Annotated in this window: 12 protein-coding genes; 11 read left to right on the top strand and 1 reads right to left on the bottom strand. The window is 47.5% G+C overall.

All coding sequences use genetic code 11. The annotated features are described in order from the left end of the window. Positions 1-164 precede the first annotated feature (164 nt). The 5 genes from FTX54_RS13360 (at position 165) to FTX54_RS13340 (ending at position 7,519) form a co-directional block, all read left to right on the top strand. On the top strand, positions 165-1,862 hold the full coding sequence (locus FTX54_RS13360) for a PucR family transcriptional regulator (protein ID WP_147804494.1): 1,698 nt from the start codon (positions 165-167) through the stop codon (positions 1,860-1,862). Positions 1,863-2,358: 496 nt separating this feature from the next. After that, a complete protein-coding gene (locus FTX54_RS13355) occupies positions 2,359-3,567 on the top strand; it encodes a M24 family metallopeptidase (protein WP_147804511.1) in 1,209 nt (402 codons plus the stop codon). Between the two features lie 31 nt (positions 3,568-3,598). Continuing rightward, positions 3,599-4,798: a cystathionine gamma-synthase family protein gene (locus tag FTX54_RS13350; protein WP_147804495.1), complete on the top strand. Its 1,200-nt coding sequence runs from the start codon at positions 3,599-3,601 to the stop codon at positions 4,796-4,798. 192 nt (positions 4,799-4,990) lie between these two features. Further along, positions 4,991-6,043, top strand: coding sequence for a homoserine dehydrogenase (locus FTX54_RS13345; RefSeq protein WP_147804496.1), 1,053 nt, complete (start codon positions 4,991-4,993; stop codon positions 6,041-6,043). 24 nt (positions 6,044-6,067) lie between these two features. Beyond that, positions 6,068-7,519 (top strand): aldehyde dehydrogenase family protein, encoded by a 1,452-nt coding sequence (locus FTX54_RS13340; protein ID WP_147804497.1) that lies wholly within the window; start codon positions 6,068-6,070, stop codon positions 7,517-7,519. 136 nt (positions 7,520-7,655) lie between these two features. On the opposite strand, the gene FTX54_RS13335 is transcribed toward FTX54_RS13340, so the two are convergent. After that, positions 7,656-8,576, bottom strand: coding sequence for a DMT family transporter (locus FTX54_RS13335; protein ID WP_147804498.1), 921 nt, complete (start codon positions 8,574-8,576; stop codon positions 7,656-7,658). A gap of 128 nt (positions 8,577-8,704) precedes the next feature. Here FTX54_RS13335 and FTX54_RS13330 point away from each other — a divergent pair, with 128 nt between their 5' ends. The 6 genes from FTX54_RS13330 (at position 8,705) to FTX54_RS13305 (ending at position 14,950) form a co-directional block, all read left to right on the top strand. Next, on the top strand, positions 8,705-9,058 hold the full coding sequence (locus FTX54_RS13330; protein WP_147804499.1) for a hypothetical protein: 354 nt from the start codon (positions 8,705-8,707) through the stop codon (positions 9,056-9,058). A 58-nt stretch (positions 9,059-9,116) separates the two neighbouring features. Beyond that, a complete protein-coding gene (locus tag FTX54_RS13325; protein WP_187254619.1) occupies positions 9,117-9,293 on the top strand; it encodes a hypothetical protein in 177 nt (58 codons plus the stop codon). Further along, positions 9,286-9,870, top strand: a complete 585-nt coding sequence (locus tag FTX54_RS13320) for a Fic/DOC family protein (RefSeq protein WP_147804500.1) — start codon at positions 9,286-9,288, stop codon at positions 9,868-9,870. Before FTX54_RS13325 ends, FTX54_RS13320 begins: the two co-directional genes overlap by 8 nt. Positions 9,871-10,261: 391 nt before the next feature. Then, positions 10,262-11,434 carry a Mur ligase family protein gene (locus FTX54_RS13315; protein WP_187254617.1) on the top strand — a complete coding sequence of 391 codons (1,173 nt, stop codon included), beginning with the start codon at positions 10,262-10,264 and terminating at the stop codon, positions 11,432-11,434. A 374-nt stretch (positions 11,435-11,808) separates the two neighbouring features. Beyond that, positions 11,809-12,321 (top strand): MogA/MoaB family molybdenum cofactor biosynthesis protein, encoded by a 513-nt coding sequence (locus tag FTX54_RS13310; RefSeq protein ID WP_147804502.1) that lies wholly within the window; start codon positions 11,809-11,811, stop codon positions 12,319-12,321. Positions 12,322-12,694: 373 nt separating this feature from the next. Next, positions 12,695-14,950 carry a glycoside hydrolase family 65 protein gene (locus tag FTX54_RS13305; RefSeq protein ID WP_147804503.1) on the top strand — a complete coding sequence of 752 codons (2,256 nt, stop codon included), beginning with the start codon at positions 12,695-12,697 and terminating at the stop codon, positions 14,948-14,950. Positions 14,951-15,220 lie beyond the last annotated feature (270 nt).

Here is a 15,220-nt window from a genome sequence, read left to right as displayed (position 1 = left end):
GAATATTACTATAACATATTCACTCCATATTAAAAGGGCAAATGCAAACTTTTTGCAGAACAAATGAAATTCACCGTGTTTTTCCATGATACGGATAAGTTGCCAGCTTCTTGACTTGCGTGAGAAAATAATAGAAGAATATAGAAAAGCTTGAGGTGAGGGGTATGGGAGTGTATGCGTCGCAGATTATGAATACACCCGTATTTGCGTCGGCAGTAGTCCGCGCCGGGGAAAAAGTGCTGCATTCCACAGAAGTGGAGTGGGTTTCTATCATTGAAATGCCTGTAGAAAATTTTGTGAGGGAGCGGGAATTTGTACTGACGACCGGCATTGGGTGCAAAGGGGATGTCAACCTGCTTGAACAGTTTGTCCAGGACGTCATTAATTCAGGAGCTTCGATGCTCGGTATAGCAACGGGCAGACATATTTTTGATATTCCGGACCGGGTGACAAAGCTTGCGGAAGAGCATCATTTTATTATTGTTGAAATCCCCTGGGCAGTCCGTGCCGGAGATATTATCTCAACTGTACTGGAAGAGATTAACCGGGGTAAACGCGACGAAAGACAGGTAACAGAAGAGATCCGTCAGGAGTTCATTAATAAAGTGCTTCACGAAGGCGATATTCAGGAAATATCCGAAGCTCTTCACAGGCATCTCGGCATGCCTTCCATCATTACAGAATACGATGGCAGGATGCGGGCTTTTTATCATACGGGGAAAGAAATTCTCGAAGCGGTGGAAAATAAGGAAATGACGGAGCCGAAGAAATATGAATCAGAGCAGTTTTTAGGAGAAGAATTCAGCTCTCACCGGCTGCATCCTCATATTTATGTCTTTGACATTCTTGGAGAACGATGGGGGAGGATTCTCGTAAATACAAATCACCGCAAGCAGGGCTACCTCTGGTTCCGACCCAATCCCCAGCAGCAGATAAACTGGTTTACAATGAATGTGCTGGAACATGCCGTCACCGCCTGTGCCCTGTTTTTTGTAAAAGAAAATGCGGTCGAAATGACGGAAATCCGTTTAAAAGATAATTTTATTCTGAAGCTTGCTAAGCAGAGCGGGGAAGAGGAATATGTGCTTCGTTCAAAAGCGGAGCTGCTCGGCTACGATTTATCACTTCCTTATGTATGCATCGTCGGAGAAATCCATTCGCGTGGCAGAAGGAGCGTTTTCCCGGCTTTTCAATCCGACAATCCGCCGACGTCCTCTCTGCAGAACGTAAACTATTATATTCAGAAAGAAATTACAAACGCCGCCAGATTTCTTAATAAAAGAGCGATGACGACGTTTGATGAGAATGAAGTAATTATTTTTCTGGAAGCAGATCATCAGCTTTATACGGAAACGGCAAATCAGTTTCTGGATTCGGTGGACCGCCGCCTCAATGAAATGCTGACAGGGATCGAACTCTCCTGGGGAATTGCCTCCAAGCGGAGTGAACCAACAGCGTTTCATGACAGTTACAGGGAAGCAAAATCTGCACTTGATATCGGTATGAAGCAGCATGGCCCCGGAGGACGGACCTTTTACAAGGATACGAGAATTAACAGGCTGCTTCTTGCCGTTTCAGAAAATGCGAGTATTGACCAGATCGTCCGTGATACGGTAGAGCCTCTGGCGGAATATGATAAAAAACGGCAGACCGATTTAATTGAAACATTTACAACCTATAACAAATACAACGGCAATGTCAGTCAGACGGCCCGGGCGCTTCATCTTCACCGGCAGTCACTGCTTTACCGGCTCCGCAACATTGAATCTCTGACAAAACTGTCACTGATCGATGCTGACGATGTTTTTCTGCTTGAACTGACGATCCGTCTCTGGAAGATGAAAGATATGGAAAACAGTTAAAGCGCTGCTGATAATTGAATGCTTATCCTATTAGATGTCCATTCTGTACAAACCGGATAATGGATATGCTCTTCGTTTCAGACGGAGACTTTTTCTGAGGGCTGGTCTTCAGCTGTTTTTTTCACGGACATGGAAAAGGATCTTCTGACTGCACTCCATCTCAAGGATGAGCCGAAGATCCAATTCTTCCAACTCGCAGTCGGAAGCAGTGAACCGTCCACCTTTACATAAAAAACACTTTATAAACAGCCTGTCAGCGGCCGCAAAAAATGCGGCCGCTTTTCGTATGTACTTTAGCAGCGGATCCCTACTGGAAACAACATTTTCTCTACCCGATAACGCCTGGTGTTAACCTGATTATTTCCTATCATGCAAACTGTACAAACAAAAGAGACAAACGTTCATACAGATTGTACATCATAACTTGAAGGAAGACCGGTTATGATTAAAAGTAAGAACAGTTTAAACATTCAGAAAAGGGAAGAGGGTGATGGCGATGCTGCCTTTTGATATTCAGGAATATCAGGAGAGACTGCAGAAAACGAAACACCGCATGATGGAAAACGATATAGAGGTTCTGCTGATTACAGACCCGGCCAATATGAATTATCTTACGGGGTATGACGCTTGGTCCTTTTATGTCCACCAGATGGTAGTGATCATTATCGACGAACCACAGCCACTTTGGATTGGTCGTTATCTTGATGCGAGTGGGGCACGCCTGAAAACCTGGATCTACGATGATAATATCATTCCTTATCCCGACTATTATGTTCATTCAAAAGTGTATCATCCAATGACATTCATTGGAGAAATACTGACGCAGATAGGGCAGGGAAACCGGAACATCGGCGTGGAAATGGACAGCTACTACTTCTCGGCAAGAGCGTATGTGAAACTGCAGCAGGCACTTCCTAATGCTGTTTTTAAAGACGGCGACCTGATCGTTAATGCAGTGAGAATTGTTAAATCAGATCAGGAAATTGAATATATGAAAAAGGCAGCCGTCCTCGGTGATCAGGCGATGCACCACGGTATTGAAAATATCCGTATCGGTAGCAGGGAATGCGATGCTGCAGCACACATCTATTACAACCTCATCAGTGGTACAGAAGAATTCGGCGGAGATTATTCCTCCATCGTTCCTCTGCTTCCTTCTGGTAAAAATACAGGAATCCCGCATCTGACATGGACAGACCGTCCTTTTGAAGACGGGGATTCGACGATTATTGAGCTTGCCGGCTGCTATAACCGTTACCACGTACCGCTGGCCAGAACGGTAACGATCGGCAATCCGGATGAGCGCCTGCATCAGCTGACTCCAATTGTTCAGGAAGGAATTGCCGCAGTTCTGGACCGGGCGAAACCTGGAGCGACCTGCGGGGATATGGAAGAAGCGTGGCGTACGACGATCAGCAAGTATGGCATCGAAAAAGAAGCCCGGCTCGGCTATTCGGTTGGTCTCGGCTATCCGCCGGACTGGGGAGAGCATACTGCAAGCATCCGCCGGGATGACCAGACGGTACTGGAGCCTAATATGACGTTTCATCTGATTCCTGCTCTCTGGTTCGACCAGTACGGCATTGAGATAAGCGAAACGCTCCGGATTACCGAAACCGGATGCAAAACATTTTCCAAGTATCCGCGGGAGCTGATTGTCCAGCATCCATTCCTGCTGAATCAGCACGGCGGCGAAATATCTTAATAGTTACAACCAATTTAAAGGAGGTCATTTTATGAAGAAAACGAACATGGGAACGAAAGCAATCTGGGCAGGCGAAAAAGATTCATTGGCATTTGGAGCAACACAGGTGCCGGTAGTGCACAGTGTTTCTTTCGGCTACGAGGATATGGATGAGTGGTACGAAGTGGCCATAGGGAACAAAAAGGGCCATATTTACGGGCGGAACACGAACCCGACGGTCGAAGCGTTTGAAGAAAAAATCCGTATTCTTGAAAAAGCGGAGCACGCGACAAGTTTCTCTACAGGAATGGCAGCCATCAGCAATACGCTTGGCACGTACCTTTTCCCTGGAGACCGGGTCGTTTCGATAAAAGATACGTATGGCGGGACGAACAAAATTTTCACAGAGTTTCTTCCGAAGCAGAATGTGGAAGTCTGCCTTTGTGATACCGGCGACCATGAAGCCATTGAAGCAGAAGTAGCAAAAGGCTGTAAAGTGCTTTATTTGGAAACACCGACGAATCCGACAGTGAAAATTACAGACATCGAGCGGATGGCAAAAGCAGGAAAAGCTGTCGGAGCGATTGTGATCGTCGACAATACGTTTGCGACACCGATCAACCAGAATCCACTGGATTTGGGAGCGGATCTTGTTATCCACAGTGCAACAAAATTCCTCGGAGGCCATGCCGATGCACTGGGCGGTGCTCTCGTAGGGGCAAAAGAGCTGGTTGAGCCGGTTTACCACTACCGTGAGATTAACGGGGCGACGCTCGATCCAATGGCTGCGTATCTTCTGCTCCGCGGAATGAAAACACTGAGTCTGCGTATTGAACGCCAGAACGACAACGCGATGAAAGTTGCGGAATACCTGCAGACAGTGGACTGGGTAGATGATGTTTTCTATCCAGGACTCGAAACGCATACCCATCATGATATTGCGAAAGAGCAGATGAGCGGATTCGGAGGAATGCTCAGCTTTTCTGTCAAAGGAGGAGTGGATACCGTGCGCCACCTGCTTCCGAAGCTTCAGTTTGCCAACAGAGCTGCAAACCTCGGAGCTGTGGAAACGATCGTCGGACCTTCCAGGACGACAAGCCACGTGGAATGTACGCCGGAAGAGCGGGCTGCAATGGGGATCCCGGAAGGCCTGATCCGTTATTCTGCCGGTATTGAAGATATTGAAGATCTTATCGGGGACCTGGAGCAGGCATTTCATGCACTCCCGAAAGAGCTGTATACAAACGCCTGAACGAAAAACGTAAAAACACAGGGCAGAGCAGATGAGTAAAAGACGAAATCCGGGGCTTGGGTATCTGAGAGTGATAGATTGACGCCTGGAGCCGCTCCCGTCTTCCTAGTTGCCAGTCAGAACGGTGCTCAGCTCCCCTGCTGTTTTACCAATGGATTTTAACCGGGCCGAATAAAGAAGGAGGCGTTTATAATGGCAGTAAAACTCGCTTTTATAGGATTTGGAGGTGTCGGCCAGGGACTTCTGCAGATTCTTCAGGATAAAAAAGAGAAACTGAAGCAGGAAGAAGGACTGGAAACGATCGTAGTCGCGGTTGCCGATGTCATGAAAGGATCCGTGTATGACCCGGAAGGCCTTGATGCGGATCAGCTGCTTCAGCTTACACGTGAAAAAAAACCGCTTGATGAATATAAAGGTACTGCGAGAACAGTATTCGGACTCGACAGCCTGGAAACGATAAAAGAAACCAATGCTGATATGATTGTGGAAGTCACCTTTACGGATGTGAAAACCGGCCAGCCGGCGGTCGATCACTGCAAGGCTGCTTTTCAGGCAGGAAAAAGTGTGATTACGACAAATAAAGGACCGGTAGCTGTAAGTTATCAGGAACTTTCCAAAATGGCTGAAGAAAACGGAGCGTTCTGGGGGTTTGAAGGAACGGTTATGAGCGGCACCCCGGCATTAAGGCTGCCTCTGGAGACACTCCGCGGTAATTCAATCGAACAGATTACCGGCATCCTTAACGGTACAACAAACTATATGCTCACCGAGATGGAAAAAGGGCTTTCCTATGAGGAAGCACTTTCACAGGCACAGGCTCACGGCTATGCGGAAGCGGATCCAACGAGTGATGTGGAAGGATACGATGCCCGTTATAAAGCAGTTATTTTGTCGAATGTCGTCATGAACTCTCCTTTACAAGCATCGGATGTTGCCTGTACAGGAATTACTCAGATTACGCAGGACATGCTGACGGATGCCATCGAACGAGGTAAAAGAATCCGTCTTGTCGCAAAAATAACGCGCACGGAAACCGGAGTGGAAGCTGTAGTGAAGCCGGAGGAACTGGATGTCTCCAATCAGCTGGCCACAGTTCCAGGTGCAACAAATGCTATTTTGTTTGACTGTGATCTTGCAGGGCCTATTCTGTTGACGGGGGCAGGGGCCGGTTTAAAAGAAACAGGCTTTTCCCTCCTGATCGACCTTATTCATTTCGAGCGCCAGCGGACAGCTGTAAGACAGTAATTTAAAGAGAGGTGGTGTTGGAGCATGCAGACGAAGGTGCTTTCAGCAAAAATGTACGTGTTGGGGGACTGGGTCAGCGGAACGAAAACGTTTGACGTATTTGACCCGCAGAGTAATGAAATGATTGCCCGGGTGCCGAAAGCATCAGCGGAATTTGTTGAAAACGTGATTACCCAGGCAGCGGAAGCCTTCCGTTCCATTTCCTCCTGGCCGACACATGAGCGAATTAATGTCCTGCAGAGGGCTGCAGACTATATAGAAGAGTATCATGAGCGCTATGCGTATACGATTGCAAGAGAAGGATCGAAAACGATTACGGAAGCGCGCGGAGAAGTAAGCCGCACGGTTCAGACGCTTCGTATCAGTGCCGAAGAAGCGAGACGTATTAAGGGCGAGACGATCAATTTTGATCAGCGGGAAGGAAGCGAAAACCGAACGGGCTACTATTTCCGGTTCCCAATTGGAGTTGTGGCAGCAATCACGCCGTTTAATGATCCGCTCAACCTCGTCGCTCATAAAGTCGGCCCTGCTCTTGCTGCAGGAAATCCGGTCGTTTTGAAACCAGCTTCTGTTACTCCTCTCAGTGCGCTGATGCTCGCAGAAGCGTTTGATCAGGCAGGAGTGCCGCGCGGATTTCTTTCCGTAGTGACAGGCTCAGGAAGGGAGCTGGGTGACGCGCTTGTTTCCCACCCGGAAGTGAAAATGGTTTCTTTTACCGGGGGAACTAATGCCGGAAACAGGATTACAGAAAAAGCCGGGTTGAAAAAGCTTGGCATGGAGCTTGGATCGAACTCTCCGGTCATTGTTATGAAAGATGCTGATCTTCACGATGCTGTAAAATCTACCGTTTCCGGAGCCTTTGCAGCTGCAGGCCAGAACTGTCTCGGCGTCCAGCGGGTCTTTATTGAAGAAGCCCTCTTTGAAGATTTTACCGAATTATTTGCAGAGAGGACGAAAGAACTCGAAGTCGGTGATAAACAGTCGGAATGGACGGATGTCGGACCGCTTATCAATGAACAGGAAGCAGAGCGCATCGAAGAGTGGGTGCAGGAAGCTGTCGATGCTGGAGCGAAGGTTCTCCACGGCGGGAAACGAAACGGTGCCTACTACGACCCAACCGTGCTTATCGACGTTCCTCACAGCTGCCGCTTGTATTATGAAGAAGTATTCGGACCTGTAGTGATGCTCGAATCCGTAGGAAGTATACAGGAAGCGGTGCAGGCCGCCAATGATGTGGACTACGGCCTGCAGGCAGGTATTTTCACTTCCAACATCGACCACGCTTTCTACGCGGTCCATCACCTGCACGTCGGTGGTGTCATGGTAAACGACAGCAGTGATTACCGGGTCGACGAAATGCCGTTCGGCGGAGTGAAAAAATCCGGAATCGGCCGTGAAGGGGTTGCCTATGCCATCGAGGAGATGACAGAACAGCGGGTAGTCTGCTTTAAAATTGCGCAGCCTTGGTCCCAGTAAAAACGGGTTCCAATCCAGGTGACCGGTTTGAAGAGCAGCAGCGGATCTGGAAACTGCACTCGCAGAGTTTTTAATAAATGAATATGCAAAAAAGACGCTCCCTGGATCAGGCGGAGCGTCTTTTTATTTCTGCTTGCTATCCTGTTTTTTTCCCGCGCCACTTCTGTGCCATCGGGTGGTTCCGCTTCTGGCGCTGAACGGTTAACAGAACGGAAGCAATGACGAGTGCCATTCCCGCCCCCTGCCAGAGAGTGACCACTTCGCTGTAAAGGAGCATACCGATAATAATAGCGACTACTGGCTCTACTGTGGACAATATTGCTGCTCTGCCCGATTCAATATAGCGGAGCCCTGCTGTGTAGAAAATATACGCAAAAACAGTGGCAACAGCAGCGAGTCCAAGCCCGTAAAGAAGAACGGAAGGTGAAAAGAGAAGGGAAGATTTTTCCCAGAGTCTGCTTGTCGGAACAAGAAAGAGACTGCCGAATATCATCGAATACGTCGTAATTGTCATCGTATGGTAGCGTCCGCTGACATATTTCCCGAAAATGCTGTACAGAGCATAAAAGAAACCGGAAAGCACACCAAAAACAATCGTCATTCCGGAGACGGACAAGGCTCCGGCAGGAATGAGACCGACGGTCAGAGCACAGCCTCCAAGCATGAGGATGAGGGCTCCGACTTTTCTTTTTGTAAAGGCTTCTTTAAAAGTGAAACGGGAAATGACCGCGACAAAAACGGGTCCGGTATAAAGCAGGACAACAGCGAGTGAAATAGTCGCTGTATCAATGACCGTAAAAAAGAAATAATTAAAAAAAGCGATACTGATAATGCCGGTGCCGATGAAATACGGCAGATCACGCAGTTTGACATAGAGAAGATGACGTTTGAAAAGAAGCAGAAAAAGCAGAAGCAGCAGCGCAGAAAAAGACAGGCGGATACCAACGACTTCCCAGGGGGTAAAGCCGGAAGCATTCAGTTCATTAACGAAGATCCCTGTCGTTCCCCAGAGCGCAGCTCCGGCCATAACGATTATATAAGCCATACGTGTAGACATACCGGTTCTCTCCTTTCCTGCTTGCACTCCGTCTATTCTAATATGGATAGAATTAGAAGGGAAGAGGGTATTCTTTCGGGACTGGAAAGGTTTATAATAGAAAGAGCTTTCAAAATTGGAGGGTTTCTATGATTAATGAGGCAACGCTTGTCATTTCTCTCGTTATGCTGATGTTTGTTACGTTTGCATCTGTCGGCTATCTGTTTTATATTCTGACCGACCGCATTGAAATGACGAAACTGAAATCTACGCTCTACATTATGCTCCAAGTAACAGGAACACTCCTGATTGCAGTGGCTTTTTACCATTTTGGGATAGCCAGATGGACGGATCCTTCCAATATGCATATGGAAAGCATTAAAGACTACAGCTTTTACTATATTATCGGCTGGAACGGCTTTTTTGGTGTCCTTTCTCTGCTTTATTTAATCAATGCTGCTGTTCACCATATCTACGCGAAAAAGAAAGAGTCAGCGTTTTAATCCTTGTGAAAAATGTAGTATAATAGAGACAGGATCAGAAAACGGAGGCGATGAAGCAGTGACAGCAAAACGAATGGATATTGAATCCGCTTTTCGATCGGCAAAGGGTTCTCTTGCAGTGGAAGGGATGACTTTGTCTGTAAAAGAGGAGACACTCGTAAAAGAGCGGCTGGCAGGCAACATGAGCCAGGAAGCATTTATTCAACAGGCGCTCGAGCTATCACGCTATGAGTAAATATGGGACAGGGGAGTCAAAATACTGCTATCCCGGAACGGATGTACTGATTAACCACTTTGACATCCGGGACGAGGAGCAGCTGCAGCGTTTCGATGCCATGCTTTCTTCCAAAAGGCTTGCGGAACTGGCACTGCGTCCACTGGACGAAACTTTTGACTTTGCCCATTTACGCCGTATCCACGCCTGGATTTTCCAGGATCTGTATCCCTTTGCGGGAAAAGTGAGAGAAGAAAATATTTCAAAAGACGGTTTTACTTTTGCTCCAAGAAAGCATATTGAACCGAGTGCTCTGACTTTATTTGTATTTTTAAGAAACGAGCCGTGGCATAGTTTTTCCAAGCGTAAACTGGCACGTAAGCTGGCGCACTACTTTGCGGAAATAAACGTGCTGCATCCGTTCCGTGATGGAAACGGCCGGGCCTCAAGAGAGTTTATCCGCTGTCTGGCTGCTTCGTGCGGGTATTCATTAAACTGGGCGGACGGCGATAAAGACGAAATTTTAAAAGCTTCCATTCAGTCGGTTACCGATCCGAAACCTCTGGAAGAAGTGTTATACAGACTGCTCAAAAAATAGGTGTCCGACGATCGAACATGATCGCACAGGACACCTTCTTTGATGAAGCGGGGGGAGATTTCCGGGTGTACCAGTATTTCCCCAGGCTTCTCTGCCATAGCTATGGTTTCCAATTTTATAAATTCGTCGTTCAAACAGCGGACTTGCCGTCATTGAAAATCACAACGAAGTGGAAACGTGCCCGGGGAAGAAGGAGATTGGAAAGTCCCTAAGGAGCTCCTCCTGAAAATTTCCTCCAGGGCAGGCCGAAGCTGCGTTTTCTACATTTATCAGCACCAGACTTCAGCAAAGTTTTTTTTCAATGTTTTCGGCGTCAGGAAACCTGCTTGCGCTCTTTAACAAAAACACGACCAGAGCTTTCATTTTTGAAAACGATTATAAGGAGATCTTCATGATTAATACAATTATCCTTTTTACATTGCTGCTCGTTACGTGGATACTTCCGGTTTCGATTGAAATCAGGCGGAGTGTCCATATGATGCAGCTTCATTCCTATGAGAATAACCGCTACAGGGAGTGGATGAAAGAAAACAAACAAAGCATCTCGACACCTGCAGAACTCCTGTATTTCATACCGCTTATTGTCGTTGCGTTTGCAGATTCAGCAAACGTCCAGCTTCTTGCGGCAACCGCCACTTTTGCGGTCATTTTTATTATTTATCTGGCTGTCCGCCGGAAGGAAGAGACACCGCTGGAGTATACGCCCCGCGTCCAGCGTCTCTTCGGGACAACGTATGTGGTCTACTGGATCGCAGCCTCGTTTGCCATCTTTTTCGGGGCGAACGTAAGCATAGAGCTGGCGATTCTGCTGCTCGTTGTTTTTGCTTCCATTCCATTTACAGTCGTGAAAATAACGAATAAAATCAATCAGCCGATTGAAAAACGTGTCATCGCAGGGACAGGGAATGACGCGAAACGTTTAATTAAAGCTTCTCCGGAACTGAAAGTGATTGGTATTGCAGAAAACGAAGGAACAGCGGATGTGAAACACTGGATGAAGACGATTCTTTCAGCGGAATACAACGTGCTCGCGACTGCCGATAATGAAAGTGCTGATGACACTGCACGAACGATAAATAAACAGCTGAAACCGGAACATGACATATTTATTGCGGGCATGAGTACAGAGCAGAAAGACGGAATTCGGGACATCTTTGGCCGCTTCGTTATCGTCCCGGCAGCTGGAGAAGAAAATACTCAGCCCGCTGATCAAAAAACAAAAGAGGGAATAGTGGAGTTGCTTCCTGAAACCGGAACGGTTTTTTTAAACAAAGATGAGGAAAACAAGACTGTATCTGATAAGCAAAATGCAGCACGCCTCGTTTATTACGGCATGGAAAGGGAAGACGTTGATCTATCTGCCGCGGACATTCGTTCCGATGCTGATGGGATGACGTTCACGGTCAAACAGAAAGACGGCACCGAAGCAGAATTCTATACGAGTCTGACCGGCAGACATCACGTTTATCATATTCTTGCGGCAGCCGCAGTCGGGCTGGAGCTGGGTATGACTCTTGCGCAGATAACGGAAGCGCTCAAAAATAAGGAACCCCTGAAACAGTAAAGCAGCAGCTTCAAGTTTTCTGGACAGAAACCAGTATACTGCCTTCATGACATTTCGTCGTGAAGGCAGTTTCTCGTTTTCGGACCGGCCATTAAAGAAAACAAGTTTGAAATAACAAGCCGGTTGTTAAATCTTTATGGTGAAAGGGTATAGGCCTAACAAAAGCAGATGTTCCGTGGGATGTGGGGATCTGGCTGAAGGAATCTATACCCAGATCAGGAAGGGAAATTTGAAAAAAGCAGGTTTGATCTCTATAGTACTGCTGCTGGCTGGCTGTCAGACAGAGAGTATAACGAAAACAACTCAGAAGAGCAGCAGGAAGAATTTGATGAAGTAAGAAAAGGAAGCAAGCGAAATTAATAGGAGGATTATGCATGAGCGTAACAGAACATAAACAGGAAGCACCTAATGTCGTCCGCTGTAAAATTATTACTGTAAGTGATACCCGTACGAAGGAAACTGATAAAAGTGGAAAGCTGATCAAGGACCTGCTTGAGGAGAAAAGCTTTGTTACGGCCGCTTATGAAATTGTGACTGATGAAGAAACCCAGATCCGCCGCGCTGTCGAGCAGGGGCTTAACCATCCGGAGGTCGATGCCGTTTTATTGAGCGGAGGCACCGGCATAGCGAAGCGGGATATAACGATTGAAACAGTAACAAAGATGTTTGATAAGGAAATTACCGGTTTTGGCGAACTGTTCCGCATGCTCAGCTATACAGAAGATATCGGTTCGGCTGCCATCATGAGCAGAGCGTCAGCCGGAGTGAAAAATGGCACCGCTGTTTTTGCGATGCCTGGTTCGAGCGGGGCAGTAAAACTGGCAATGAATAAACTCATCCTGCCGGAGCTCGCCCATGTTGTGAGGGAAATAAAAAAAGATCTTTAGTAAAAGGCTGCCTTGAAAATAAAGTAGAGAAGCGTGCGCCTTCGTTTCCATGGGGACGCTTTCCGGGCAGGACCTGTGTCCTGCGGGATCTTCCAATCTCCTTCTTCCACGGGCCGGTTTCCGCTTCGTTTTTTAGCCCTGAAAGAGACGTACTTCTGTTTTTAATGAACAATATTTCTCATTCCGTAAAGCCGGTGCCAAGACGATTTTTCGAGACGCCTGCGGAAAAAGAAAGCGGAAAGATCCTTTCGGACGTCAGGGAAGCCGCATGCTTTCTCCGCGGCAGGCGGAGGAGCCGCAGGCACTCCAATAACAGCACGGAACTCTTTAACAGAGCTTAGTAAAAAGCGATTAGAAAAAGGAGGCAGAAACGATGACCTGGAATGTAACCAATAATGAATTAACCGAGGAGCAGCTGCTCGTAAATGAAAGTCTGTTCTCTCTCGGAAATGGTTTTTTAGGTGTCCGCGGGAACGTGGAAGAAGGATACGGACCGGATATGACTTCAATCCGCGGCACATACATTAACGCCTATCATGACGAAACGGAAATAGAATATGGAGAAAAGCTGTACGCTTTCCCGGAAACACAGCAGAAGCTTGTTAATATTATCGACAGTCAGACGGTGACGATTGATATTGACGGAGAACGCTTTTCCATGTTCAGCGGAAAAATCCTCGGCCTTGAGCGCGTTTTACATATGGACCGCGGAATTCAGGAAAGAAGAGTGCACTGGCGATCGCCTAAAGGAAAAGAAGTGAAGCTGACATTCCGCCGGCTCGTTTCGTTTACGCGCAAAGAGTTGTTTGCCCAGGAAATAACTATCGACCCTTCGACACCCGCAGAAGTGCACGTTGCAGCTTCTGTAAACGGGAATGTGAGCAACTTCGTTGATCCGAATGATCCGCGTGTAGCAAGCGGTCACGCAGAGCGTCTTCATGTTACGGCCCAGGAAGCCGGGGAAGTGCTGCATGTAACAAATCAGACGTATGAAACGAAGCTGAATGTACATTGCGCCTCCTGCTCCTTGCTGGAAGGAGCGGAAGCTGATAAAGAAGTCATCGAAGAAGAAGGAAAGCTCACGGAAACCTATTCGTTTCAAGCAGATGGTCCAGTAGTATTAACGCGCTGGAATGCGTATACGGATACGTACAGGCATGAAAACAGGCTGAAGGAAAAGGCGGAGGAAGTTCTAGCCGGACGTCCGGCGTTTTCTCTATTGGAGAAAGAACAGAAAGAATATCTTGATCATTTCTGGATGCAGGCCAATTTAAAGGTGGGAGGAGATGAATCGCTGCAGCAGGGGATTCATTTCAATCTGTATCATCTCCTCCAGTCCGCCGGGCGTGATGCGGTCAGCAATATACCTGCAAAGGGACTGTCCGGGGAAGGCTATGAAGGACATTATTTCTGGGATACGGAAATCTATATGTTCCCTGTCTTTCTGATGACACAGCCGGAGATTGCAAAACAGCTGCTTAAATACCGCCATTCCCTTCTCGATGCAGCGAGGGCGAGAGCAAAAGAAGTTGGGCACTCCCAGGGAGCTCTATTTCCATGGCGCACTATTACCGGCGGAGAGTGCTCAGCCTATTTTCCTGCGGGGACAGCCCAGTATCACATAAGCGCAGATATCTCCTACAGCTTTATCCAGTATTATCTCGTCACCGGTGACGAAGACTTTCTAAGAGACTATATGCTTGAGGTACTCACAGAAACGTCCCGCCTGTGGATGGACATGGGTCACGAGAAAAACGGCATGTTCCGGCTCGACGATGTTACAGGTCCCGACGAATATACGTGTATCGTCAATAATAACTATTATACAAATGTGATGGCAAAGCACAGCCTACGCTGGGCAGTGAAAGCATGGCAGAAACTGCCGGAAGGAGACCGCCGGGTTTGGGCGGAGAAGCTGGATCTTAAAGAATCGGAAATGAAGCAGTGGGAAAAGGCAGCAAAAAATATGTACCTGCCTTACAGTAATGAACTCGGTATTCAAGCACAGGACGATACGTTTTTAAATAAAAAAGTATGGGACCTGGAAAATACGCCGAAAGAGAAATTTCCGCTCCTGCTCCATTATCACCCGCTTACACTTTACCGGTATCAGGTATGTAAACAGGCGGATACTGTTCTCGGTCATTTTCTGCTTGAAGATGAGGCGGATGAGGAAACGATGCGCCGCAGCTATGATTATTATGAAAAAGTGACGACGCACGACTCTTCCTTATCCTACTGTGTATTCAGCATGATGGCAGCCAGACTCGGCCGCGGGGACAAAGCATACCGCTACTTTATTGAAACGGCGCGGCTGGATATCGATAACACGCATAAAAACACGAAAGACGGTCTTCATTTAGCGAATATGGGCGGAACATGGCTGGCACTCGTTTTTGGATTTGCCGGCATGCGGGTGAAGGAAAAAGGACTCGTCTTCCGTCCGGTCCTGCCAAAGGAATGGGACACGCTGTCTTTCCGTATTCAATACCAGGGGCGTCTCCTGGAAGTAACGCTGAATAGAAAAGAAGCAGTCTATCAGCTGCTGGAAGGAAAAACGCTGCATTTTACCCATAGAAACGAATCCGTAACCGTAACGGCTTCCCGGCCTGTAAAGCTGGCTATTTAGCACGAGGCGGCTTGATCTCAAGTGTAACGACTTTCCTGTCTGCCGGTGCCTGTAATTTACGATAAGTCACCAAAAAAGCCCCTCTTTTTTGAAAGGAGGGGCTTAGACAGCAGACAATATCAATATCCAGATATCTCGATAGCATTACAGAAGGCTGCTGCCTCTTCTGATGGACGCTTTCCGGAGGGGGCGGCTTCAGGTCATCACATTCTGAAAATCCATTCTAACGAAGCGCAGCGGAAGAAGAATTAGTTGAAGACAAGTCCCACG

The organism is Alkalicoccus halolimnae, from assembly GCF_008014775.2.
Taxonomy (GTDB): domain Bacteria; phylum Bacillota; class Bacilli; order Bacillales; family Salisediminibacteriaceae; genus Alkalicoccus; species Alkalicoccus halolimnae.
Note: the sequence above shows the minus strand (reverse complement) of the source record. Positions and strands in the feature narration are given on the sequence as shown.